34 protein-coding genes are annotated in these 20743 nt (G+C 67.3%); 2 read left to right on the top strand and 32 right to left on the bottom strand.

Going from position 1 to position 20743, the window contains the following annotated elements:
• Positions 1-782: glycosyltransferase family 87 protein (locus AB8Z36_RS03740; RefSeq protein ID WP_369211705.1), on the bottom strand; the 782-nt coding region annotated here is incomplete at its 3' end.
• Positions 783-889: 107 nt separating this feature from the next.
• Here AB8Z36_RS03740 and AB8Z36_RS03735 point away from each other — a divergent pair.
• Positions 890-1756, top strand: coding sequence for a hypothetical protein (locus tag AB8Z36_RS03735; protein ID WP_369211704.1), 867 nt, complete (start codon positions 890-892; stop codon positions 1754-1756).
• Between the two features lie 50 nt (positions 1757-1806).
• Here the strand turns inward: AB8Z36_RS03735 and truA are convergent, their stop codons facing one another.
• The 31 genes from truA to rpsJ all read right to left on the bottom strand — a co-directional run bounded on the left by truA (position 1807) and on the right by rpsJ (position 19038).
• Positions 1807-2661 (bottom strand): tRNA pseudouridine(38-40) synthase TruA, encoded by an 855-nt coding sequence (gene truA, locus AB8Z36_RS03730; protein WP_369211703.1) that lies wholly within the window; start codon positions 2659-2661, stop codon positions 1807-1809.
• A 77-nt stretch (positions 2662-2738) separates the two neighbouring features.
• Positions 2739-3227, bottom strand: coding sequence for a 50S ribosomal protein L17 (gene rplQ / locus AB8Z36_RS03725; RefSeq protein ID WP_369211702.1), 489 nt, complete (start codon positions 3225-3227; stop codon positions 2739-2741).
• A 122-nt stretch (positions 3228-3349) separates the two neighbouring features.
• Positions 3350-4372 (bottom strand): DNA-directed RNA polymerase subunit alpha, encoded by a 1023-nt coding sequence (locus AB8Z36_RS03720; protein WP_016645160.1) that lies wholly within the window; start codon positions 4370-4372, stop codon positions 3350-3352.
• A gap of 138 nt (positions 4373-4510) precedes the next feature.
• Positions 4511-4915: a 30S ribosomal protein S11 gene (gene rpsK, locus AB8Z36_RS03715; protein WP_003948617.1), complete on the bottom strand. Its 405-nt coding sequence runs from the start codon at positions 4913-4915 to the stop codon at positions 4511-4513.
• A gap of 65 nt (positions 4916-4980) precedes the next feature.
• Positions 4981-5361: a 30S ribosomal protein S13 gene (gene rpsM / locus AB8Z36_RS03710; RefSeq protein ID WP_030782528.1), complete on the bottom strand. Its 381-nt coding sequence runs from the start codon at positions 5359-5361 to the stop codon at positions 4981-4983.
• A gap of 188 nt (positions 5362-5549) precedes the next feature.
• Positions 5550-5663: a 50S ribosomal protein L36 gene (rpmJ, locus tag AB8Z36_RS03705; RefSeq protein WP_003948619.1), complete on the bottom strand. Its 114-nt coding sequence runs from the start codon at positions 5661-5663 to the stop codon at positions 5550-5552.
• A 58-nt stretch (positions 5664-5721) separates the two neighbouring features.
• Positions 5722-5943 carry a translation initiation factor IF-1 gene (infA, locus tag AB8Z36_RS03700; RefSeq protein ID WP_003948620.1) on the bottom strand — a complete coding sequence of 74 codons (222 nt, stop codon included), beginning with the start codon at positions 5941-5943 and terminating at the stop codon, positions 5722-5724.
• A 174-nt stretch (positions 5944-6117) separates the two neighbouring features.
• Positions 6118-6954, bottom strand: a complete 837-nt coding sequence (gene map, locus AB8Z36_RS03695; protein ID WP_369211701.1) for a type I methionyl aminopeptidase — start codon at positions 6952-6954, stop codon at positions 6118-6120.
• Between the two features lie 98 nt (positions 6955-7052).
• Positions 7053-7706 carry an adenylate kinase gene (locus tag AB8Z36_RS03690; RefSeq protein WP_369211700.1) on the bottom strand — a complete coding sequence of 218 codons (654 nt, stop codon included), beginning with the start codon at positions 7704-7706 and terminating at the stop codon, positions 7053-7055.
• Positions 7706-9019 carry a preprotein translocase subunit SecY gene (gene secY / locus AB8Z36_RS03685; RefSeq protein ID WP_369211698.1) on the bottom strand — a complete coding sequence of 438 codons (1314 nt, stop codon included), beginning with the start codon at positions 9017-9019 and terminating at the stop codon, positions 7706-7708. The genes AB8Z36_RS03690 and secY overlap by 1 nt, the downstream gene beginning before the upstream one ends.
• A 225-nt stretch (positions 9020-9244) precedes the next feature.
• Positions 9245-9700: a 50S ribosomal protein L15 gene (rplO, locus tag AB8Z36_RS03680; RefSeq protein ID WP_062775150.1), complete on the bottom strand. Its 456-nt coding sequence runs from the start codon at positions 9698-9700 to the stop codon at positions 9245-9247.
• A 1-nt stretch (position 9701) separates the two neighbouring features.
• Complete coding sequence (gene rpmD, locus AB8Z36_RS03675; protein WP_005481207.1) at positions 9702-9884, bottom strand: 50S ribosomal protein L30; 183 nt, start codon at positions 9882-9884, stop codon at positions 9702-9704.
• Positions 9884-10489 (bottom strand): 30S ribosomal protein S5, encoded by a 606-nt coding sequence (gene rpsE, locus AB8Z36_RS03670; RefSeq protein WP_055564834.1) that lies wholly within the window; start codon positions 10487-10489, stop codon positions 9884-9886. The genes rpmD and rpsE overlap by 1 nt, the downstream gene beginning before the upstream one ends.
• Positions 10490-10530: 41 nt before the next feature.
• A complete protein-coding gene (gene rplR / locus AB8Z36_RS03665) occupies positions 10531-10914 on the bottom strand; it encodes a 50S ribosomal protein L18 (RefSeq protein WP_369211697.1) in 384 nt (127 codons plus the stop codon).
• Between the two features lie 3 nt (positions 10915-10917).
• Positions 10918-11457 carry a 50S ribosomal protein L6 gene (gene rplF / locus AB8Z36_RS03660; protein WP_030782548.1) on the bottom strand — a complete coding sequence of 180 codons (540 nt, stop codon included), beginning with the start codon at positions 11455-11457 and terminating at the stop codon, positions 10918-10920.
• Positions 11458-11478: 21 nt separating this feature from the next.
• Positions 11479-11877 (bottom strand): 30S ribosomal protein S8, encoded by a 399-nt coding sequence (gene rpsH / locus AB8Z36_RS03655; RefSeq protein WP_018528360.1) that lies wholly within the window; start codon positions 11875-11877, stop codon positions 11479-11481.
• 211 nt (positions 11878-12088) lie between these two features.
• On the bottom strand, positions 12089-12274 hold the full coding sequence (locus AB8Z36_RS03650) for a type Z 30S ribosomal protein S14 (RefSeq protein ID WP_003956452.1): 186 nt from the start codon (positions 12272-12274) through the stop codon (positions 12089-12091).
• Positions 12275-12279: 5 nt separating this feature from the next.
• A complete protein-coding gene (rplE, locus tag AB8Z36_RS03645; RefSeq protein ID WP_062775145.1) occupies positions 12280-12837 on the bottom strand; it encodes a 50S ribosomal protein L5 in 558 nt (185 codons plus the stop codon).
• Positions 12837-13160, bottom strand: a complete 324-nt coding sequence (rplX, locus tag AB8Z36_RS03640; RefSeq protein ID WP_016645174.1) for a 50S ribosomal protein L24 — start codon at positions 13158-13160, stop codon at positions 12837-12839. The genes rplE and rplX overlap by 1 nt, the downstream gene beginning before the upstream one ends.
• A 2-nt stretch (positions 13161-13162) precedes the next feature.
• Entirely contained in the window at positions 13163-13531 is a 369-nt protein-coding gene (gene rplN / locus AB8Z36_RS03635; protein WP_003974257.1) for a 50S ribosomal protein L14, read from the bottom strand.
• A gap of 130 nt (positions 13532-13661) precedes the next feature.
• Positions 13662-13949: a 30S ribosomal protein S17 gene (gene rpsQ, locus AB8Z36_RS03630; protein WP_361164950.1), complete on the bottom strand. Its 288-nt coding sequence runs from the start codon at positions 13947-13949 to the stop codon at positions 13662-13664.
• The gene (gene rpmC / locus AB8Z36_RS03625) at positions 13949-14173 is read right to left on the bottom strand and encodes a 50S ribosomal protein L29 (RefSeq protein ID WP_006347226.1); all 225 of its coding nucleotides are present in this window, start codon (positions 14171-14173) and stop codon (positions 13949-13951) included. The genes rpsQ and rpmC overlap by 1 nt, the downstream gene beginning before the upstream one ends.
• A complete protein-coding gene (gene rplP, locus AB8Z36_RS03620; protein ID WP_014047785.1) occupies positions 14173-14592 on the bottom strand; it encodes a 50S ribosomal protein L16 in 420 nt (139 codons plus the stop codon). Before rplP ends, rpmC begins: the two co-directional genes overlap by 1 nt.
• A gap of 5 nt (positions 14593-14597) precedes the next feature.
• A complete protein-coding gene (rpsC, locus tag AB8Z36_RS03615) occupies positions 14598-15431 on the bottom strand; it encodes a 30S ribosomal protein S3 (RefSeq protein ID WP_055564829.1) in 834 nt (277 codons plus the stop codon).
• Positions 15431-15778, bottom strand: coding sequence for a 50S ribosomal protein L22 (gene rplV / locus AB8Z36_RS03610; RefSeq protein ID WP_004571827.1), 348 nt, complete (start codon positions 15776-15778; stop codon positions 15431-15433). The genes rpsC and rplV overlap by 1 nt, the downstream gene beginning before the upstream one ends.
• Before the next feature lie 41 nt (positions 15779-15819).
• Positions 15820-16101: a 30S ribosomal protein S19 gene (gene rpsS, locus AB8Z36_RS03605; RefSeq protein WP_125514475.1), complete on the bottom strand. Its 282-nt coding sequence runs from the start codon at positions 16099-16101 to the stop codon at positions 15820-15822.
• A gap of 12 nt (positions 16102-16113) precedes the next feature.
• Entirely contained in the window at positions 16114-16950 is an 837-nt protein-coding gene (gene rplB / locus AB8Z36_RS03600; RefSeq protein WP_062775138.1) for a 50S ribosomal protein L2, read from the bottom strand.
• Positions 16951-16989: 39 nt separating this feature from the next.
• Complete coding sequence (gene rplW / locus AB8Z36_RS03595; protein ID WP_055564827.1) at positions 16990-17409, bottom strand: 50S ribosomal protein L23; 420 nt, start codon at positions 17407-17409, stop codon at positions 16990-16992.
• Positions 17409-18062, bottom strand: coding sequence for a 50S ribosomal protein L4 (rplD, locus tag AB8Z36_RS03590; protein WP_369211696.1), 654 nt, complete (start codon positions 18060-18062; stop codon positions 17409-17411). The genes rplW and rplD overlap by 1 nt, the downstream gene beginning before the upstream one ends.
• 8 nt (positions 18063-18070) lie before the next feature.
• The gene (rplC, locus tag AB8Z36_RS03585) at positions 18071-18715 is read right to left on the bottom strand and encodes a 50S ribosomal protein L3 (protein ID WP_030782583.1); all 645 of its coding nucleotides are present in this window, start codon (positions 18713-18715) and stop codon (positions 18071-18073) included.
• 14 nt (positions 18716-18729) lie between these two features.
• Positions 18730-19038: a 30S ribosomal protein S10 gene (rpsJ, locus tag AB8Z36_RS03580; protein WP_003948644.1), complete on the bottom strand. Its 309-nt coding sequence runs from the start codon at positions 19036-19038 to the stop codon at positions 18730-18732.
• Positions 19039-19551: 513 nt separating this feature from the next.
• Between rpsJ and AB8Z36_RS03575 the strand changes: the two genes are divergently transcribed.
• Positions 19552-20743 (top strand): ADP-ribosylglycohydrolase family protein (locus tag AB8Z36_RS03575; RefSeq protein WP_369211695.1); only part of this gene is annotated, 1192 nt, incomplete at its 3' end.

The following is a 20743-nucleotide window of genomic DNA, read 5'->3' as shown; positions in this document are numbered from 1 at the left end:
CACCACACCCCGGCCGCCGCGGCGCCCCCCGCGGCCAGCGTCACCAGCGTCCGCGGCACCCCGAGCCGCCCGAGCACCGCCGACGGCGAAGCCTCGTAGAGCCGTACGAAGGCGTCGTCGCCGCGCAGCAGGAAGGGCAGCGTCCGGGTGAGGAACCCGGCGGGGTCCGGCAGCACGAGGGCGGCCCCGAGCGAGAGAGCCACCGGCAGGAGGACCGCCGCCGCGAGCCCCCGCCACCGCCGGGCGAAGACGAAGAGCAGCACGACGGGCACCAGCAGCGGCTTCACGGCGACGGCGGCGCCGATCACCAGTCCGGCGGCGGTCCAGCGGCCCCGGGAGGCGAGCAGCAGAGCCAGGGGCAGGGCCGCGGCGGAGGCCACCGTCCAGTTGCCGAGCTCCACGAGGTGCCCGAAGGGCGCGAAGCCGAGTGCGAGCCCGAGCAGCCCGTAGGCGGCGAACCTGCTGCGCGGCGGGATTCCGTACAGGCGCAGCGCGCACACCCACCCGGCGACGAGCCCGGCGGTGACGCCCGCCGGGACCGCGAACCGCGCCACCGCGGTCGGCAGCAGGGCCTGGGGCACGGCGGCGAGCACGGCCCCCGGCAGATAGAGGAAGTGCCGGTCGGCGTAGGGCGAGCGCCCGTGCAGCCACGCCTCGGCGGCCCGCACCACGATGGCGTTGTCCATGCCCCCGTCGGGCGTGCGCAGCCCCACCCGAACGACCGCGGCCAGCAGCACCACCCCGAGCACGGCCAGGACATGCCCTTCGGCAGGCCGCGACATCCACCCATTAACCGCCGTTTTGCCCGTATTCATAGGGCTCAGGCTAGGCCGGGAACCCCGTGCGACCCGGGCTCAACATCCGCATGCCCCCGTCTAAGATGCGGCCCATGAGCTTTGGGCAAGGGGGACCTCAGTGGGGTCCGGGCGGAACGGGCGGCCCCGGCGGCGGGCCCACACCCGACTGGGCGGCGCTCGCCGAAGCCTCCGAGGCACGCACCCGGCGGCGCAAGTGGCTGATGATCGGCGGCGGCGCGTTCGCCACGATCGGTATCGCGGCGGCCGTGGCCATCACCGTCGTCTCCGCCAACAGCGACGACGCCTCGGCGTCGAACAAACCGGCCAGCGAGCTCCCGGCGACCGCCGACATCCCCGGCGCCAGCAAGGACGCGGGCCCCTCCTTCGAGGCGACCACACCGCCGCCCCCGCCGGACCCGAAGGACTACATCTCCAGCGCCAAGAAGGACAAGGCGCCGCTCACCGCCGAGGGCTTCTTCCCCGGCAGGACGTTCACCTCGGGCAAGGACGTCTACAAGAAGGGCGCGACGGACAGCACCGGGAAGTGCGCCTCGGTCACCCAGGCCGCCCTCGGCACGATCCTCACCAAGAACGACTGCACCCGTCTGATCCGCGTCAGCTACGTCAAGGGCGGCATCGCGGTCACCGTCGGCGTCGCCGTCTTCGACACCACGGCCCAGGCCGAGAAGGTGAAGGACCAGGTCAAGAAGGGCCTGGTCAACGCGATGCCGGGCAAGGGCGTCCCCGCCTTCTGCCAGACGGGCGTCTGTCGTGGCACCTACAACGCCTACGGCCGCTACGCGTACTTCACCACCACCGGCTACGCCAGCGGCAAGGACGTCACGACGGGCGACCGCACCGCGTACGGGGTCGGTGACACCATGGAGCGCTTCGCCTTCCAGCGCATCCGCCAGCGGGGCGAGGCCCAGGCGTCGGCCGCGGCGGCGGGACCCGAGTAGGTCCGGCCGCCCCGGCCCGCGAACGTCCCTGCCCGTGAGCGTCCCGGCGCTCAGCAGCAGCCCGCGCCCGGCAGCGTCCGCTTGTTCCGCGCCTCCTTGCTGCGCGCGGCGAGCAGTTCGTCGGCGGGATAGCCGACCTCCTCCAGGGTGAGGCCGTGGGGCCGCACCACATGGACGGCGGAGTCCCGCACCCCGGCCGCGAGCACCTTGCCCGGCCACTCCACGGGCCGGTGCCCGTCGCCCACGAAGAGCATGGCGCCGACCAGGGACCGCACCATGTTGTGGCAGAAGGCGTCGGCCCGGACGGTGGCCTGAAGAATCCCGTCCTGCCGCCGCTCCCACCGCAGCTCCTGGAGCGTACGGATGGTGGTGGCGCCCTCACGCCGCTTGCAGTACGCCGCGAAGTCGTGCTCGCCGATCAGCCGCTCGGCGGCGGCGTTCATCGCGTCGAGGTCGAGCGGCCAGTCGTGCCACAGCACATGGCCGCGCAGCAGCGGGTCGACGCCGCCGGGGTGGTCGGTCACGCGGTAGGCGTACCGGCGCCACACGGCGGAGAACCGCGCGTTGAACCCGGCGGGCGCCTCGGCGACCTTCCACACCCGCACGTCGTGCGGCAGCCGCCCGGCGAGCCTGCGCAGGAGCTTGTCCTGGTGCTCGGCCCAGACGTCCTCGGGCAGATCGACGTGCGCGACCTGGCCGCGCGCGTGCACCCCGCTGTCGGTCCGGCCCGCCACCGTCAGCTCGTACGTCTCCCGCGACCGCGTCACGGTCCGCAGCGCCGTCTCGATCTCGCCCTGGACGGTCCGCCTGCCCTCCCGCTGCTTGGCCCAGCCGGAGAAGTCCTTGCCGTCGTACGACAGGTCAAGACGCACCCGCACGAACCCGGGCTCTGCCTCATCACTCACGAAGAAAGATCCTCTCAAGCGGAACGGGCCCGCACCCCCGAAGGGATGCGGGCCCGCCCGTACACCGGTCGGAACGCTTACGCGTCCTTCGACTCCTCGGCGGACTCGTCGGCCTTGGCCGTGTCGACCTTGGCGTCGGTGGCCTCGGCGTCCTTGGCGGCACGCTTCGTGGCGGCCTCGGCCTCACCGGTGGCCTGCTGGGCCACGGTCAGGGCCTCCACCAGCTCGATGACCGCCATGGGCGCGTTGTCGCCACGACGGGGACCGATCTTGGTGATGCGGGTGTAACCACCGGGGCGGTTCTCGTAGCGCGGGCCGATCTCCGTGAAGAGCGTGTGCACGATGCTCTTGTCGGTGATGACGGACAGCACCTGGCGGCGGTTGTGAAGGTCACCCTTCTTCGCCTTGGTGACCAGACGCTCCGCGTAGGGACGCAGACGACGGGCCTTCGCCTCGGTGGTGGTGATGCGGCCGTGCTCGAAGAGCTGCTTGGCGAGGTTCGCGAGCAGCAGCTTCTCGTGCGCGGCACTGCCGCCCAGACGGGCACCCTTGGTGGGCTTCGGCATGGTGTTTCTCCTAGTGATCTGCCCCGGCCGTATCAGGTACCGAGGTCAGTGGCACCCGCGCCCCGTCAGGGGCGCGGGGAACTGCGCGACCAGCCCAAGCCGATCCGCAGCCAAAATCAGAACTAGTACTGCTCGGTCTCGACGAAACCGGCGTCGGCGTCGTCGTCCGCGCCGAAGGCGTCAGCGGCGGCGGTCGGGTCGAAGCCGGGGGGCGAGTCCTTCAGCGCGAGACCCATACCGTTCAGCTTCATCTTGACCTCGTCGATCGACTTCGCACCGAAGTTGCGGATGTCGAGGAGGTCGGCCTCGGAGCGGGCGACGAGCTCACCCACGGAGTGGATGCCCTCACGCTTGAGGCAGTTGTACGACCGGACGGTGAGCTCAAGCTCCTCGATCGGCAGCGCCAGGTCGGCGGCGAGGGCGGCGTCCGTCGGGGACGGGCCCATGTCGATGCCCTCGGCGTCGATGTTGAGCTCACGCGCCAGACCGAACAGCTCGACCAGGGTCTTGCCTGCGGACGCCATGGCGTCCCGCGGGCGCATGGCCTGCTTGGTCTCGACGTCGACGATCAGCTTGTCGAAGTCGGTGCGCTGCTCGACACGGGTCGCCTCGACCTTGTACGTGACCTTGAGGACCGGCGAGTAGATGGAGTCGACCGGGATACGGCCGATCTCCTGGCCGACCTGCTTGTTCTGCACGGCGGAGACGTAGCCGCGACCGCGCTCGACGGTCAGCTCCATCTCCAGCTTGCCCTTGCCGTTCAGCGTGGCGAGGACGAGGTCGGGGTTGTGCACCTCGACACCGGCCGGGGGCGCGATGTCGGCGGCGGTGACCAGACCCGGACCCTGCTTGCGCAGGTACATCACGACCGGCTCGTCGTGCTCCGAGGAGACGACGAGCTGCTTGATGTTGAGGATGAGGTCGGTGACGTCTTCCTTGACGCCCGGCACGGTGGTGAACTCGTGCAGGACACCGTCGATACGGATGGACGTGACCGCCGCACCCGGGATCGAGGACAGGAGCGTCCGGCGGAGGGAGTTGCCGAGGGTGTAGCCGAAGCCCGGCTCCAGCGGCTCGATCACGAACCGGGAGCGGAATTCGTCGACGACCTCTTCGGTCAACGAGGGACGCTGAGCAATCAGCATGTTGCGATCCTTCAGTCAGGGGCACCCACTATTTGATGCCCTGCCCGGGGCGAAGCCCCATGGTGTTACTACGTACAAGGGTACGGGCGGTACCGCCCCGAAGAGCCGTACCGCCCGAAGACCTGAGACGTCCGAGCGTCAGACGCGACGACGCTTGGGCGGACGGCAGCCGTTGTGCGGCGTGGGCGTCACGTCCTGGATCGAGCCGACCTCGAGGCCGGTCGCCTGGAGCGAACGGATGGCGGTCTCACGACCGGAACCCGGGCCCTTGACGAACACGTCGACCTTGCGCATGCCGTGCTCCTGCGCGCGACGGGCAGCCGACTCGGCGGCCATCTGCGCGGCGAACGGCGTGGACTTGCGCGAGCCCTTGAAGCCGACGTGGCCGGCGGAGGCCCAGGAGATCACGTTGCCGGTCGGGTCCGTGATGGACACGATCGTGTTGTTGAACGTGCTCTTGATGTGCGCGTGGCCGTGAGCGACGTTCTTCTTTTCCTTGCGGCGCACCTTCTTGGCAGCGCCCTGACGACCCTTGGGGGGCATCTATAACTCCTACGGGAGGTGGTCGGTCCTGCAGCGTCAGCTGTCGATAGACCGCTGAGCGAGGACTACTTCTTGCCCGGCTTCTTCTTACCGGCGATGGCGCGACGCGGGCCCTTGCGGGTGCGGGCGTTCGTGCTGGTGCGCTGACCGCGGACGGGCAGGCCACGACGGTGACGCAGGCCCTGGTAGCAGCCGATCTCGACCTTGCGGCGGATGTCGGCCTGGATCTCGCGACGGAGGTCACCCTCGGTCTTGATGTTGGCGTCCACGTACTCGCGGATCTTGACGAGGTCTTCCTCGGTCAGGTCGCGGACGCGGGTGTTGCGGTCCACCTCGGTGGCGTCCAGCGTCTGCTGGGCCAGCGTGCGGCCGATGCCGAACACGTAGGTGAGGGCGACCTCGATGCGCTTTTCGCGCGGGAGGTCAACGCCTTCAACGCGTGCCATTCATGGCTCCTGTTGATTCTTCGGAGGTCTTCGGCAGAACCACTCCCAGTGGCCGTACTAGGTACCGGCTGGGTCCCCGGCCTCCGACCGGGGGTGTCGCCCTCCATATACCGATGGATCTGAAGAGGGACGTGCTCTGCGTATTGATTACGTGCGTCGCGCGAAAATCTGCGAACTGCAGTCGTGCGTCAGCCCTGGCGCTGCTTGTGGCGCGGGTTGTCGCAGATGATCATGACCCGGCCGTGACGGCGGATCACCCTGCACTTGTCGCAGATCTTCTTGACGCTCGGCTTGACCTTCATTGGGTGAGGTTCTCCGGGTCAGTGCCACCACCCCGCGTGAGCGGGATGCGGGCAAGATCTACTTGTACCGGTAGACGATCCGGCCACGCGTCAGGTCGTACGGAGACAGCTCCACCACGACCCGGTCGTCAGGGAGGATGCGGATGTAGTGCATGCGCATCTTGCCGCTGATGTGTGCCAGGACCTGGTGGCCGTTCTGGAGCTCCACCTTGAACATGGCGTTCGGAAGAGACTCGACGACAGTGCCTTCGATCTCGATGGCACCTTGCTTCTTGGCCACGCTTCGCCCTTCGAATCGACTACCTTGATCGACTGCCGCACTCCGTATGGAGACACACGGATGCACGAGAGCCGACGCGTCAGTCTACGTCAGTGCACTCGGAAAGACGAATCGAGAAAGTCTGCCCCACGACGAAGATCCTTAAGCAAGGGGGTCCCCGACCGCCCCGAGGCCTCAGCCCAGCGGGTCAGGAGCCGCCGTGATCCCGTACTCCGCCAGCTTCGCCCTGCCGCAGTCCGGGGCCGTGAGGACCAGCGGGCCCGCCTCGGTGAGGGCGATCGAGTGCTCCCAGTGGGAGGACCAGGTGCCGTCCGTCGTGATGACCGTCCAGTCGTCCTCGAGGACCTCCGTGCGGGGGGTGCCGAGGGAGACCATGGGCTCGATGGCGAGGCAGAGGCCGGGCACCAGCTTGGGGCCCTTGCCGCGGCGCCGCTCGACGTAGTTCAGGAGGTGCGGGTCCATGTGCATCTCGGTGCCGATGCCGTGACCGCCGTAGTCCTCGACGATGCCGTACTTGCCGCCGCCCGGCTTCGGCTGGCGGCGGATGTAGGTCTCGATGGCCCGCGAGATGTCGACGAGGCGGTTGCCCTGCTTCATGGCCGCGATACCGGCCCACATCGACTCCTCGGTCACCCGGGAGAGCTCGACGAGCTCCGGAGCGTGACCGGAGCCCACGAAGGCCGTGTAGGCGGCGTCACCGTGCCAGCCGTCGATGATCGCACCGGCGTCGATGGAGATGATGTCGCCGTCCTTCAGGACGGTCTTGTCGTCCGGGATGCCGTGCACGACGACCTCGTTCACCGAGGTGCAGATCGTCGCGGGGAAGCCGCCGTACCCGAGGAAGTTCGACTTCGCCCCGTGCTCGGCGATGACCTTGCGGGCGACGTCGTCCAGATCCTTCGTGGTCGCGCCGGGCACCGCGGCCTCGCGGGTCGCGGCGTGGATGGCGGCGACGACAAGGCCCGCCTCACGCATCTTCGCGATCTGCTCGGGGGTCTTGATCTGCACCATGGGGCTTCCGCTCTCCGTCATCCGTCCAACAACCGACGTACCCAACACTACGGCCGCGGTCCCCCGAGGGGCACCGCGGCCGGAGAACAGCGTACGGACTACTTGTCGCCCTTGAGCGCCGCCATGGCGCGCTTGGTGACCTCTTCCACCTTGCCGAGCGCGGAGATCGTGACCACCAGGCCCTGCGCCTTGTAGTGGTCGATGATCGGCTCGGTCTCGCGGTGGTACACGTCGAGCCGCTTGCGCACGGTCTCTTCCTTGTCGTCACCGCGCTGGTAGAGCTCGCCGCCGCAGACGTCGCAGACGCCCTCGGTCTTGGGCTTGCTGTACGTCACGTGGAAGACGTGGCTGGAATCGTTCCGGCAGATGCGGCGGCCGGCGATGCGCTTGACCACCTCGTCCTCGGGGACCTCCAGGTCCAGGACGGCGTCGAGCTTCTGGCCGTCCGCCTTGAGCGCCTCGTCCAGGGCCTCGGCCTGCGACACGTTCCGCGGGAAGCCGTCGAGCAGGAAGCCGTTCTTGGCGTCCGGCTGCGCCATGCGGTCCTTCGCCATGCCGATCGTGACCTCGTCGGGGACGAGGTTGCCGGCGTCCATGTAGGCCTTCGCCTGCTTGCCCAGCTCCGTGCCCTGGCTGATGTTGGCACGGAAGAGGTCGCCCGTGGAGATGTGCGGGATCTTCAGGTTCTTGGCGAGGAACGCGGCCTGCGTTCCCTTGCCCGCACCGGGCGGCCCGACGAGGACGATTCGCATCAGCGGAGGAACCCTTCGTAATTGCGCTGCTGGAGCTGGCTCTCGATCTGCTTCACGGTCTCCAGACCCACACCCACGATGATGAGGATGCTCGTCCCGCCGAACGGGAAGTTCTGGTTGGCCCCGAAGCCCACCAACGCCATCGTCGGCACAAGAGCGATCAGACCCAGATACAGCGAACCCGGCCACGTGATCCGGTTGAGTACGTAACTCAGATACTCAGCGGTAGGACGGCCAGCCCGGATGCCCGGGATGAAGCCACCATACTTCTTCATGTTGTCGGCGACTTCCTCGGGGTTGAAGGAGATCGCGACGTAGAAGAAGGCGAAGAAGACGATCAGGATGAAGTACGTGGCGATGTAAATCGGGTGGTCACCCTTGGTCAGGTTCGCCTCGATCCACTGCTTCCAGCCGGAATTGCCGCCCGCGAACTGGGCGACGAGAGCCGGAATGTAGAGCAGTGAGGAGGCGAAGATCACAGGGATGATGCCCGCCTGGTTCACCTTCAGCGGGATGTACGTCGACGTACCCCCGTAGGACCGGCGGCCGATCATGCGCTTCGCGTACTGGACCGGGATGCGTCGCTGCGCCTGCTCGACGAAGACCACCAGGCCGACCATGACGAGGCCCACCGCGATGACGGTGCCGAACTCGATCCAGCCGCCCGCCAGGTCGCCCTGCTCCTTGATGGCCCACAGGGCGCTCGGGAAGGTCGCGGCGATCGAGATGAACATCAGGATCGACATGCCGTTGCCGATGCCGCGGTCGGTGATGAGCTCACCGAGCCACATCACACAGGCCGTACCCGCGGTCATCGTGATGACCATCGTGATGGTGACGAAGATCGACTGGTCGGGGACGATCTCGCTGGCCACGGGGCAGCCCTGGAAGAGGGTGCCGGTGCGGGCGGTGGCCACCAGGCCGGTGCCCTGAAGGATCGCGAGCGCGATGGTCAGATAGCGCGTGTACTGCGTGATCTTCGCCGTACCGGCCTGACCCTCCTTCTTGAGGGCTTCGAGCCGCGGAATCACCACGGTCAGCAGCTGCAGGATGATGCTCGCGGTGATGTACGGCATGATGCCGAGCGCGAAGATCGTGATCTGCAGCAGCGCGCCACCGCTGAACATGTTGACGAGACCGAACAAGCCCTGGTTCTGGCTCTGGTTGTCGATACAGGTCTGGACGTTCTTGTAGCTGACACCGGGGATCGGCACGTGCGTACCCACCCGGTAGATCACGATGATGCCGAGTGTGAAGAGCAGCTTCTTGCGCAGGTCGGGCGTCTTGAACGCCCGGGCGAACGCGGTGAGCACGGTGCCTCCTGCGACCCCCGCGCGCGTGCGCCAGAGGTGGTGGTCTTGAGGTTCGACGAATACGTATCAGTCAACAAAACCGTGCGGGCAGACCGCACGGAGCTTAGACAGTGCACGCCACCTTACCGGCGACCGTGCCCCCCTTGGAACGACCAACCGGGGATGCCCCTTTTGTGGGGCATCCCCGGCTGGGAAACGCTCATGTCATCGACACGTCCGAATGAATCAGACGAGCTCGGTGACGGTACCGCCCGCGGCGGTGATCTTCTCCTTGGCGGAACCGGAGACGGCGTCGACCGTCACCTGGAGCGCCACGGTGAGCTCACCCTGGCCGAGCACCTTGACGAGGCTGTTCTTGCGAACGGCACCCTTGGCGACGAGACCCTCGACGGTGACCTCGCCACCCTCCGGGTACAGCGCGCTCAGCTTGTCGAGGTTCACGACCTGGAACTCGGTCTTGAACGGGTTCTTGAAGCCCTTGAGCTTCGGGAGACGCATGTGGAGGGGCATCTGGCCACCCTCGAAGCGCTCCGGAACCTGGTAACGGGCCTTGGTGCCCTTGGTACCACGACCAGCGGTCTTACCCTTGGACGCCTCACCACGACCCACACGGGTCTTGGCGGTCTTGGCGCCCGGGGCGGGCCGGAGGTTGTGGACCTTCAGCGGGTTCTGCTCCGCCATGTCAGTCGACCTCCTCAACCGTCACGAGGTGGCGGACGGTGTGCACCATTCCGCGGAACTCGGGGCGGTCCTCCTTGACGACCTGCGTGTTGATGCCCTTGAGACCAAGGGAACGCAGGGTGTCGCGGTGGTTCTGCTTGCTGCCGATGTACGACTTCGTCTGCGTGATCTTGAGCTGTGCCATTACGCACCCGCTCCCGCACGCGCACGAAGGAGAGCCGCGGGGGCGACGTCCTCGAGGGGCAGACCACGGCGAGCCGCGATCTCCTCGGGACGCTGCAGGCCCTTGAGGGCCGCCACGGTCGCGTGCACGATGTTGATCGCGTTGTCGGAGCCCAGGGACTTCGACAGGATGTCGTGCACACCCGCGCACTCGAGCACGGCACGCACCGGGCCACCGGCGATAACACCGGTACCGGGGGAAGCAGGCTTGAGCAGGACGACGCCCGCGGCCTTCTCACCCTGGATGGGGTGCGGGATGGTGCCCTGGATACGGGGGACCTTGAAGAAGTGCTTCTTGGCCTCCTCAACACCCTTGGCGATGGCGGCCGGCACCTCCTTGGCCTTGCCGTAACCGACACCCACGGTGCCGTCACCGTCGCCCACTACGACGAGCGCAGTGAAGCTGAAGCGACGACCACCCTTCACAACCTTGGCGACGCGGTTGATCGCGACGACGCGCTCAACGTACGCGGTCTTCTCGGCGGCGGCGTTGCCACCGTCGCGACCCTTCCGGTCCCGCCGCTCGCCGCCACCGGCACCGCCACCGCGGCGCTGGGGTCCAGCCATTGGAATTACCTCTCTCTGTTTCCGCTAGCTACGGAACCGACTCAGAACTTGAGTCCGGCTTCGCGGGCGGCGTCCGCCAGGGCGGCGATGCGCCCGGCGTACTGGTTACCACCACGGTCGAACACGACAGTCTCGACACCGGCGGCCTTGGCGCGCTCGGCGACCAGGGCGCCGACCGACTTGGCGGCCGTGGACTTGTCGCCCTCGGCGCCGCGGATCGTGGTGTCCAGGGTGGACGCCGACGCAAGGGTGTGACCCTTGATGTCGTCGATGACCTGGGCCACGATGTGGCGGTTCGAGCGCGTCACGACCAGGCGCGGACGCTCAGCCGTACCCGAGATGTGCTTACGGATGCGGATGTGACGACGCTTGATGGCAGCACGCTTGTAAGCGTCGCCCTTAGCAATCTTGACACCGTATGCCATGGCTTACTTACCCGCCTTTCCGACCTTGCGGCGGATGACTTCGCCTTCGTACTTGACGCCCTTGGCCTTGTACGGGTCGGGCTTGCGCAGCTTGCGGATGTTGGCCGCAACCTCGCCGACCTTCTGCTTGTCGATGCCCTCGACCGAGAACTTGGTCGCCGATTCGACCTTGAAGGAGATGCCCTCGGGCGCCTCGATCAGGATCGGGTGGCTGTAGCCGAGCGAGAACTCCAGGTTGGAGCCCTTCGCCAGGACGCGGTAACCGACACCGCTGATTTCGAGCTTCTTCACGTAACCCTGGGTCACGCCGGTGATCATGTTCGCCACCAGCGTGCGGGACAGGCCGTGGAGGGCCTTGTTCTGACGCTCGTCGTTCGGGCGGGTGACGTTCAGGACGCCGTCCTCACCCTTAGCGATCTCGATCGGCGCGACGATGGTGTGGCTCAGGGATCCCTTGGGGCCCTTGACCGCGACCGTCTGGCCGTCGATGGTGACGTCCACGCCGGCGGGAACCGTGATGGGGAGCTTGCCAATACGCGACATTAGCTATTCCTCCGTTCCCGACTACCAGACGTAGGCGAGGACTTCCCCACCTACGCCCTTCTTGCCTGCCTGCTGGCCGGTCAGGAGACCGTGCGACGTGGAGATGATCGCCACGCCGAGGCCGCCGAGGACCTTCGGCAGGTTGGTGGACTTCGCGTAAACCCGGAGACCGGGCTTGGAGATCCGCTTGATGCCCGCGATGGAGCGCTCACGGTTCGGGCCGAACTTCAGCTCGAGAACGAGGTTCTTGCCGACCTCGGCGTCCTCGACCTTCCAGCCCGTGATGAAGCCCTCCTGCTGGAGGATCTCCGCGATGTGAGACTTGATCTTGCTGTGCGGCATCGCCACGGTGTCGTGGTACGCCGAGTTCGCGTTACGCAGACGAGTCAGCATGTCCGCGATCGGATCAGTCATGGTCATGAATTGGCCTTCGGCCTCTCTCGCCGTGGTTTCCTATCTGCGCCATCCCTCTCCCCACTCAGAGGCGGGACGGGTGCGGCGCGGGGACCTACGGCGTAGTAAGTCGGTCAGGGCGGCAGACGCCCAACCCTCCTAGCCTAAGCCATGTGGAGGAGGGCGGCTGCCAACCCTTTACTTACCGAGAGATCCAGGCAGTCCCGAAAAGCCGGGACTACCAGGAGCTCTTGGTCACGCCCGGGAGCTCGCCGCGGTGAGCCATCTCACGAAGGCACACACGGCAGAGGCCGAACTTGCGGTAGACGGAGTGCGGGCGGCCGCAGCGCTGGCAGCGGGTGTACGCACGCACACCGAACTTGGGCTTACGAGCAGCCTTGGCAATCAGAGCCTTCTTCGCCATCTCGCTTACGCCTCCTTGAACGGGAAGCCGAGGTGACGAAGGAGCGCACGGCCCTCAGCGTCGTTGGTCGCCGTGGTCACCACGGTGATGTCCATACCCCGGACGCGGTCGATCTTGTCCTGGTCGATCTCGTGGAACATGACCTGCTCCGTGAGACCGAAGGTGTAGTTGCCACGGCCGTCGAACTGCTTGGGGGACAGACCACGGAAGTCGCGGATGCGCGGCAGCGCGAGCGACAGGGTGCGGTCCAGGAACTCCCACATGCGGTCGCCACGGAGCGTGACGTGGCAGCCGATCGGCTGGCCCTCGCGCAGCTTGAACTGCGCGATGGACTTCCGGGCCTTCGTCACGGCCGGCTTCTGACCGGTGATCGTGGTCAGGTCGCGGATGGCGCCGTCGATCAGCTTCGAGTCACGGGCGGCGTCGCCGACACCCATGTTGACCACGATCTTGACCAGGCCGGGGATCTGCATGACGTTCTCGTACGAGAACTCCTCACGCAGCTTACCCGCGATCTCCTCGCGGTACTTCGTCTTGAGACGCGGAGTGGTGGTGGTCGTCATCAGATGTCCTCACCCGTCCGCTTGGCAACGCGGATCTTGTTGCCCTCGTCGTCGAAGCGGTAACCGACGCGCGTGACGACCTTGTTGCCGTCCTTCTCCACGACCAGCTGGACGTTGGAGACGTGGACGGGGGCCTCGGTGGTCACGATGCCGCCGGCCTGCGAGCCGCTGGCGGTCGGGCCGGCCTTCGTGTGCTTCTTGACCCGGTTGACACCCTCGACCAGGACGCGCTCGTCGCGCGGGTAAGCGGCAATGACCTTGCCCTGCTTGCCCTTGTCCTTACCGGTGATGACCTGGACCAGGTCGCCCTTCTTGATCTTCATGCTTACAGCACCTCCGGCGCGAGCGAGATGATCTTCATGAACTTCTTCTCGCGCAGCTCACGGCCGACCGGGCCGAAGATACGGGTGCCGCGAGGGTCGCCGTCGTTCTTCAGAATGACGGCGGCGTTCTCGTCGAAGCGGATGTACGAGCCGTCCGGACGGCGGCGCTCCTTGACGGTGCGAACGATGACCGCCTTGACGACGTCACCCTTCTTCACGTTGCCACCGGGGATCGCGTCCTTGACGGTGGCGACGATGACGTCACCGATGCCCGCGTAGCGGCGACCCGAGCCACCGAGAACACGAATGGTGAGAATTTCCTTCGCACCCGTGTTGTCGGCGACGCGAAGTCGCGACTCCTGCTGGATCACGTCTATCTCCTGTTTGTCTGCCGGTTCCCCCGGGGCAGTTCAGCGAACTGCCCCGGGAGCCTGGCGGAACGAACTCCGAGGGGGGTGCCCCTCGGAGCTGTACTTGTTGGAATTCCCTTGCGGGAATTACCTACTTGGCCTTCTCGAGGATCTCGACGATGCGCCAGCGCTTCGTCGACGACAGCGGACGCGTCTCCATCAGGAGGACGCGGTCGCCGACGCCGGCAGCGTTCTGCTCGTCGTGCGCCTTGAGCTTGTTCGTACGGCGGATGACCTTGCCGTACAGCGCGTGGGTGACGCGGTCCTCGACAGCGACGACGACGGTCTTGTCCATCTTGTCGCTGACGACAAGACCCTGGCGGGTCTTGCGGAAGCCGCGCGCGGCCTTCGTCTCTTCAGTCACGTTGCTCTCGCTCATCAGGCGCTCTCCACCGTCTCGATGCCCAGCTCGCGCTCACGCATCAGGGTGTAGATCCGCGCGATGTCCTTGCGGACGGCCTTCAGCCGACCGTGGTTCTCGAGCTGACCCGTCGCCGCCTGGAAGCGGAGGTTGAACAGCTCTTCCTTGGCCTCGCGAAGCTTGTTGACAAGCTCCTCGTTGCCCAGCTCGCGCAGCTCGGACGCCTTGGTACCGGCCGACATCACGACTCACCTGCCTCGCGCCGGACGATGCGGCACTTCATCGGAAGCTTGTGAGCAGCGCGGGTGAGCGCCTCACGAGCAATCTTCTCGTTCGGGTAGGACAGCTCGAACATCACCCGACCGGGCTTGACGTTCGCGATCCACCACTCGGGAGAACCCTTACCGGAACCCATGCGGGTCTCGGCGGGCTTCTTGGTGAGCGGGCGGTCCGGGTAGATGTTGATCCAGACCTTGCCGCCACGCTTGATGTGGCGGGTCATCGCGATACGAGCCGCCTCGATCTGGCGGTTGGTCACGTACGCCGGAGTGAGGGCCTGGATGCCGTACTCGCCGAACGCAACCTGCGTACCACCCTTGGACATACCGCTGCGCTTCGGGTGGTGCTGCTTGCGGTGCTTGACCCTACGGGGGATCAGCATTTCGGTCAGGCCTCCGTTCCGGTGCTCTCAGCAGCCGGAGCAGCGGCGGGCGCCTCGGCCTTGGGGGCCTCGGCGGCCGGAGCCGACTGCTGCGGCTTGCGACCGCGACCGCCACGCTCGCCACCGCGGCCACCGCGGGCCGGGCGGTCGTTGCCACCACGGGCCGGGCGGTTGCCGGCGCGGGCAGCGGCGTTCTCGGCGCGGACCTCGGCGATGTTCTTGACGTCGCCCTTGTAGATCCAGACCTTCACGCCGATGCGGCCGAAGGTCGTCTTGGCCTCGAAGAAGCCGTAGTCGACGTTGGCGCGGAGCGTGTGCAGGGGCACGCGGCCCTCGCGGTAGAACTCCGAGCGCGACATCTCGGCGCCACCGAGGCGGCCACCACACTGGATCTTGATGCCCTTGGCGCCCGCCTTCATCGCCGACTGCATGCTCTTGCGCATGGCACGACGGAAGGAGACGCGGGAGGACAGCTGCTCCGCCACGGCCTGGGCCACGAGCTGAGCGTCGACCTCGGGGTTCTTGACCTCAAGGATGTTCAGCTGGACCTGCTTGCCCGTGAGCTTCTCGAGGTCACCGCGGATGCGGTCGGCCTCGGCGCCACGGCGGCCGATGACGATGCCGGGACGAGCGGTGTGGATGTCCACACGCACGCGGTCACGGGTGCGCTCGATCTCCACCTTCGAGATGCCGGCGCGCTCCATGCCGGACGTCATCATCCGACGGATGGCGACGTCTTCCTTGACGTAGTCCTTGTACAGCTTGTCGGCGTACCAACGCGACTTGAAGTCGGTCGTGACACCGAGCCGGAACCCGTGCGGGTTTACCTTCTGGCCCATTACCGGGTTCCTTCCTTGCTGCTGACGACCACGGTGATGTGGCTGGTCCGCTTACGGATCCGGTAGGCACGGCCCTGAGCACGCGGACGGAACCGCTTCAGGGTCGGGCCCTCGTCCACGTACGCCTCGCTGATGACCAGCGAAGAGGCGTCGGTGTGGTCGTAGTTGTGCGCGGCGTTGGCAATGGCGCTGTCCAGCACCTTGCCGACCGGCACGCTCGCGGCCTGCGGGGCGAAACGCAGGACCGCCTGAGCCTCCGTGGCATCCATGCCACGGATGAGGTCCACCACGCGGCGGGCCTTCATGGGCGTGACGCGGATGTACCGCGCCTGGGCCCTGGCTTCCATGGTTGTCCCTTCGGTGTTAGTCATAGTCGTTCCACCCCGCGCTAGCGGCGCTTCGACTTCCGGTCGTCCTTGACGTGGCCGCGGAAGGTGCGAGTCGGCGAGAACTCGCCGAGCTTGTGGCCGACCATCGACTCGGTGACGAACACCGGGATGTGGGTCTTGCCGTTGTGCACCGCGATCGTGTGACCCAGCATGCTGGGAATGATCATCGAGCGACGGGACCAGGTCTTGATGACGTTCTTGGTGCCGGCTTCGTTCTGGACGTCCACCTTCTTTACGAGGTGGTCGTCAACGAAGGGCCCCTTCTTGAGACTGCGCGGCATCTAAACCCGCTCCTAGCGCTTCTTGTTCGACTTGCGGCGGCGGACGATGTACTTGTTGCTCGCCTTGTTGCGATCACGAGTACGACCCTCCTTCTGACCCCACGGCGAGACCGGGTGGCGACCACCGGAAGTCTTGCCTTCACCACCACCGTGCGGGTGGTCGACCGGGTTCATCACGACACCACGCACGGTCGGGCGGACGCCCTTCCAGCGCATGCGGCCGGCCTTGCCCCAGTTGATGTTCGACTGCTCGGCGTTGCCGACCTCGCCGATGGTGGCGCGGCAGCGGACGTCGACCAGGCGGATCTCACCGGACGGCATACGAAGGTGCGCCATGGCGCCTTCCTTCGCGAGCAGCTGCACGGAGGCACCCGCGGAGCGGGCGAACTTCGCGCCGCCGCCGGGCCGCAGCTCGATGGCGTGGATGGTCGTACCGACCGGGATGTTGCGCAGCGCCATGTTGTTGCCGGGCTTGATGTCGGCACCGGGGCCGCTCTCAATCCGGTCACCCTGCTGCGTGCCGCGCGGGGCGAGGATGTAGCGCTTCTCGCCGTCCGCGTAGTGCAGCAGCGCGATGCGCGCGGTGCGGTTGGGGTCGTACTCGATGTGCGCGACCTTGGCCGGCACGCCGTCCTTGTCGTGACGACGGAAGTCGATCACGCGGTAGGCGCGCTTGTGTCCGCCACCCTGGTGGCGAACGGTGATCCGACCGGCGTTGTTACGGCCGCCCTTGCTGTGCAGCGGGCGAACCAGCGACTTCTCCGGCGTGGACCGCGTTACCTCGACGAAGTCGGCTACGGAGGAGCCACGGCGGCCCGGCGTAGTCGGCTTGTACTTGCGGATTCCCATTTCTCAGTCCTCGTCCGATATTCGGACCAGGGCGCTCCGTTAGGAGGCCTGGCCGAAGATGTCGATACGGTCGCCCTCAGCAAGGGTCACGATGGCGCGCTTGGTGTCGGCACGCTTGCCGAACCCGGTGCGCGTACGCTTCCGCTTGCCCTGACGGTTGATCGTGTTGACGCCGGTGACCTTGACCGAGAAGACCGCCTCGACGGCCTGCTTGATCTGGGTCTTGTTGGCGCCGGGGGCCACGATGAACGTGTACTTGCCCTCGTCGAGCAGCGCGTACGACTTCTCGGAGACGACCGGCTTGACAAGGACGTCGCGCGGGTCCGAGAAGGACTTGCTCAGCGGGGTGGGCTCAACAGCGATCTTGCCCTCGGTCGCGATGCGCTTCGCCTTGGCGACTCGCGCGGCCTTGGCGGCCTTCGCAGCCTTGGACGCGATGCTCTGGTGACGGATAGCCATCAGGCTTCGCTCCCTTCGGTCTCATTGGCCTTGGGGCCAGACACGAAGGACTCGAAGGCGGCCTTGGTGAAGACCACGTCGTCCGAGACGAGCACGTCGTACGTGTTCAGCTGGCCCGGCTCCAGGATGTGCACCTGGGGCAGGTTGCGGGCGGAGAGCAGCGAAGCCTCGTCCGAGCGCTCGATGACCAGGAGCACGTTCTTGCGCTCACTGACCTTGCCGAGCAGGCTCTTCGCGGCCTTCGTCGAGATCTCGCCATCGACCACGCCGGAGACGACGTGGATGCGGGAGTTGCGCGCCCGGTCGGTGAGGGCGTGACGCAGAGCGGCGGCCTTCATCTTCTTGGGGGTGCGCTGGGAGTAGTCACGCGGCACGGGGCCGTGGACGACGCCACCGCCGGCGAACTGCGGCGCACGGGTCGAACCCTGGCGCGCGCGGCCGGTGCCCTTCTGGCGGTAAGGCTTCTTGCCACCACCACGGACTTCACCGCGGGTCTTGGTCTTGTGCGTGCCCTGACGGGCCGCGGCCAGCTGCGCGACGACGACCTGGTGGATCAGCGGGATGCTGATCTTCTCGACGTCGAAGATCTCCGCGGGGAGCTCGACCGTCCCGGTCTTGTCGCCTGCCGGCGAAAGGATGTCAATGGTGCTCATGGGTTACCTCAGGCCCCCTTGGCCGCGGTACGGACCAGGACGAGGCCGCCGTTCGGACCAGGAACCGCGCCCTTGATGAGCAGCAGACCCTTCTCCGCGTCAACGGCGTGGACGGTCAGGTTCTGGGTGGTGACCCGCTCGTTGCCCATGCGACCCGCCATGCGCATGCCCTTGAAGACACGGCCGGGGGTGGCACAGCCACCGATGGAACCGGGCTTGCGGTGCACGCGGTGGGCACCGTGGGAGGCCTTGCCGCCGTGGAAGTTGTGACGCTTCATCACACCGGCGAAGCCCTTGCCCTTGCTCTTGCCGGTGACGTCGACCTTGATACCGGCCTCGAACGTCTCGGCAGTCAGCTCCTGGCCGAGGGTGTACTCGCTGGCACCAGCGGTACGGATCTCGACGAGGTGGCGACGGGGGGTCACGTCGGCCTTGGCGAAGTGGCCCTTGAGGGGCTTGTTCACCTTGCGCGGGTCGATCTCGCCGAAGGCGATCTGGACCGACTCGTAGCCGTCGCTGTCATTCGTACGGACCTGGGTAACGACGCAGGGCCCGGCCTTGACCACGGTCACCGGGACGACACGGTTGTTCTCGTCCCAGACCTGGGTCATGCCGAGCTTCTCGCCCAGGATGCCCTTGATCTGCTTGGTCATCTTCTTCGCGCCCTTCAGAGCTTGATCTCGATGTCAACGCCGGCCGGAAGGTCCAGGCGCATCAGCGAGTCAACGGTCTTGGGCGTCGGGTCGAGGATGTCGATCAGGCGCTTGTGCGTGCGCATCTCGAAGTGCTCGCGCGAGTCCTTGTACTTGTGCGGCGACTTGATGACGCAGTACACGTTCTTCTCAGTGGGCAGCGGCACCGGGCCCGCGACCGACGCACCAGTGCGAGTCACCGTCTCGACGATCTTCTTCGCCGAGGAGTCGATGACCTCGTGGTCGTAGGCCTTGAGCCGGATGCGGATCTTCTGTCCCGCCATGGCTACTTAGTAGTCCTTTGTCTCGAACGCTCTGGCTCCCGGGAGGCCCTTTTTTCTACTTCCTCCGACCCACGCGGTCGGGCGTGTCGCAGTCCCGCTCACACAGTTCTCCGAAAGGAGGAGAATCCCTGCTAGGGGCTGCGGCCCAGCTGACCGCGGGTCCGGGGGAAGAAACCCACCGGGCGCCTGGCCGAGAAACCGCACCGCACTTCCCGAAAGATTCCCGTACGTCCGCCAAAGCGCTGCCGTCCGGACCCTCACGGATCCTTGGACAGATAAGGCGACGAGTACTGTGGGACTCGCTTCCGGTCCTCCCGGCGGGAGGCGCGCAGCATCGGCACTCAACCGAGCAACCATGACAGTCTGCCATACGGGGCACGCCGGGTGCCAATCGAGCCGTAGAGCGTACCCGGTGAGTGACGGAGATCAAACCCGGGCCGCCGTCGGCGCGGCGACCCGCCTCGGGCAGGGTGGCGGTGACGATCTCCCGCCGAACGAGACGGAAGCCTTGCAGTGACTGACGCAGCCGAGCCCGCGCCGCGCTTTGTCCCCCGTGGGTACATCAACCCCCGCTTCGCGGAGGATCTTGCGTTTTCGCAGGTCAACGGCCCGGCGGAGTACGCGTCCGCGACGGCTCGCCCCGTCCGGTACCTGGCGGTGGCGGACGACCGGGGCGTGGTCACCACCTACGTATGGGCGTGCGACGAGGACGACGCCGCGGGGTGGCTCGTCCGCCGGGACGCCGGGGTTCAGGCGCGCAACGACAGCCGTTGGATGCGCGCGCTGCGCGACGGCAAGGCCCGGGGCGTGGCGCCCACGGTGGTCCTCGCGGAACTGTCGGCATCACCGTCGGCGGTGCCGGGGTCGCTGACGACGGCTCCGAGCCTGGAGGGCCTGCATGACCTGGCGGACCTGCCGCGCCGGGTCCCCCGGTGGCGCTCGGCGCACGCAGCCCTGCTCGGCCTGGCGATCGGCGACGCGATGGGCCGCCCGCTGTCGTCGCTCTCCCTGGACGGCATCGCGGAGGTGTACGGGGCCTGGGAGTCGATGGAGCTGCCCCTGTCGGCCGACGGCCGCGTCCGGGTCTCCGACCAGACCCAGCTCACGCTGGCCGTCGGGGAGGCGCTGGCGGGGGTGGCGGTCGCGGCTCCCCTGCCCGAGGCGGCGGCCCGCGAGGCCCTCACGGTGCGGGGCGCGCTCCCCGCCCCGCCGTGGCTGACACCGGCCGCCGTGACGACGGCCCTGCGCACGCACCTGGTCCGCTGGCGCTACGCCCCGGACAACGACCGCTCCCCCGGCCGTACGACGCTCACCGCCTGCGAGGCCCTGGCCCGGCCCATCCCCTGGCAGGAGGCGACGGCAGCGGGCTCGAAGGGCTGCGCGGCGGTGGTACGGGCGGCCGTGGTCGGCCTCGCGCCCTACCTCTCCCCCGACCAGCGCGCGGCCATCGCCCAGCTCCAGGCGGCCCTCACCCACGGCCACCCCACCGCCTTGGCGGCGAGCGACCTGGCGGCACACGCGGTGGACCTCCTGCGGCACGGCTGCTCCCCCGCCGACCTCCTGGCCGCGCTGCGCGCACACGCGGAGGCGTCCCGGTACGTCTACCGGGCCGACTGGCTGGGTGACCTGGCGCCCCGGACCGACGCGGCGTCGTTCATCGCGATGGGCTGGGACGAGTGCGTGGCGGCGCTGGACGCGGTGGGGG

The organism is Streptomyces flavofungini, from assembly GCF_041028215.1.
Classification (GTDB): domain Bacteria; phylum Actinomycetota; class Actinomycetes; order Streptomycetales; family Streptomycetaceae; genus Streptomyces; species Streptomyces flavofungini_B.
This window is presented reverse-complemented; position numbering and strand designations above follow the sequence as displayed.

Bases quoted from the DNA above. Each gene is read 5' to 3' on its own strand.
- AB8Z36_RS03735 (WP_369211704.1), top strand. From the start codon at position 890: ATGAGCTTTGGGCAAGGGGGACCTCAGTGGGGTCCGGGCGGAACGGGC.
- rplQ (WP_369211702.1), bottom strand. From the start codon at position 3,227: ATGCCGAAGCCCACCAAGGGTGCCCGTCTGGGCGGCAGTGCCGCGCAC.
- AB8Z36_RS03720 (WP_016645160.1), bottom strand. From the start codon at position 4,372: ATGCTGATTGCTCAGCGTCCCTCGTTGACCGAAGAGGTCGTCGACGAA.
- rpsK (WP_003948617.1), bottom strand. From the start codon at position 4,915: ATGCCCCCCAAGGGTCGTCAGGGCGCTGCCAAGAAGGTGCGCCGCAAG.
- rpsM (WP_030782528.1), bottom strand. From the start codon at position 5,361: ATGGCACGCGTTGAAGGCGTTGACCTCCCGCGCGAAAAGCGCATCGAG.
- rpmJ (WP_003948619.1), bottom strand. From the start codon at position 5,663: ATGAAGGTCAAGCCGAGCGTCAAGAAGATCTGCGACAAGTGCAGGGTG.
- map (WP_369211701.1), bottom strand. From the start codon at position 6,954: ATGGTGCAGATCAAGACCCCCGAGCAGATCGCGAAGATGCGTGAGGCG.
- AB8Z36_RS03690 (WP_369211700.1), bottom strand. From the start codon at position 7,706: ATGCGAATCGTCCTCGTCGGGCCGCCCGGTGCGGGCAAGGGAACGCAG.
- rplO (WP_062775150.1), bottom strand. From the start codon at position 9,700: ATGGCGGAGCAGAACCCGCTGAAGGTCCACAACCTCCGGCCCGCCCCG.
- rpmD (WP_005481207.1), bottom strand. From the start codon at position 9,884: ATGGCACAGCTCAAGATCACGCAGACGAAGTCGTACATCGGCAGCAAG.
- rpsE (WP_055564834.1), bottom strand. From the start codon at position 10,489: ATGGCTGGACCCCAGCGCCGCGGTGGCGGTGCCGGTGGCGGCGAGCGG.
- rplR (WP_369211697.1), bottom strand. From the start codon at position 10,914: ATGGCATACGGTGTCAAGATTGCTAAGGGCGACGCTTACAAGCGTGCT.
- rplF (WP_030782548.1), bottom strand. From the start codon at position 11,457: ATGTCGCGTATTGGCAAGCTCCCCATCACGGTTCCCGCCGGCGTGGAC.
- rpsH (WP_018528360.1), bottom strand. From the start codon at position 11,877: ATGACCATGACTGATCCGATCGCGGACATGCTGACTCGTCTGCGTAAC.
- AB8Z36_RS03650 (WP_003956452.1), bottom strand. From the start codon at position 12,274: ATGGCGAAGAAGGCTCTGATTGCCAAGGCTGCTCGTAAGCCCAAGTTC.
- rplE (WP_062775145.1), bottom strand. From the start codon at position 12,837: ATGACGACCACCACCACTCCGCGTCTCAAGACGAAGTACCGCGAGGAG.
- rplX (WP_016645174.1), bottom strand. From the start codon at position 13,160: ATGAAGATCAAGAAGGGCGACCTGGTCCAGGTCATCACCGGTAAGGAC.
- rpsQ (WP_361164950.1), bottom strand. From the start codon at position 13,949: ATGAGCGAGAGCAACGTGACTGAAGAGACGAAGGCCGCGCGCGGCTTC.
- rpmC (WP_006347226.1), bottom strand. From the start codon at position 14,173: ATGTCGGCCGGTACCAAGGCGTCCGAGCTGCGCGAGCTGGGCAACGAG.
- rplP (WP_014047785.1), bottom strand. From the start codon at position 14,592: ATGCTGATCCCCCGTAGGGTCAAGCACCGCAAGCAGCACCACCCGAAG.
- rpsC (WP_055564829.1), bottom strand. From the start codon at position 15,431: ATGGGCCAGAAGGTAAACCCGCACGGGTTCCGGCTCGGTGTCACGACC.
- rplV (WP_004571827.1), bottom strand. From the start codon at position 15,778: ATGGAAGCCAGGGCCCAGGCGCGGTACATCCGCGTCACGCCCATGAAG.
- rpsS (WP_125514475.1), bottom strand. From the start codon at position 16,101: ATGCCGCGCAGTCTCAAGAAGGGGCCCTTCGTTGACGACCACCTCGTA.
- rplB (WP_062775138.1), bottom strand. From the start codon at position 16,950: ATGGGAATCCGCAAGTACAAGCCGACTACGCCGGGCCGCCGTGGCTCC.
- rplW (WP_055564827.1), bottom strand. From the start codon at position 17,409: ATGGCTATCCGTCACCAGAGCATCGCGTCCAAGGCTGCGAAGGCCGCC.
- rplD (WP_369211696.1), bottom strand. From the start codon at position 18,062: ATGAGCACCATTGACATCCTTTCGCCGGCAGGCGACAAGACCGGGACG.
- rplC (WP_030782583.1), bottom strand. From the start codon at position 18,715: ATGACCAAGCAGATCAAGGGCATCCTGGGCGAGAAGCTCGGCATGACC.
- rpsJ (WP_003948644.1), bottom strand. From the start codon at position 19,038: ATGGCGGGACAGAAGATCCGCATCCGGCTCAAGGCCTACGACCACGAG.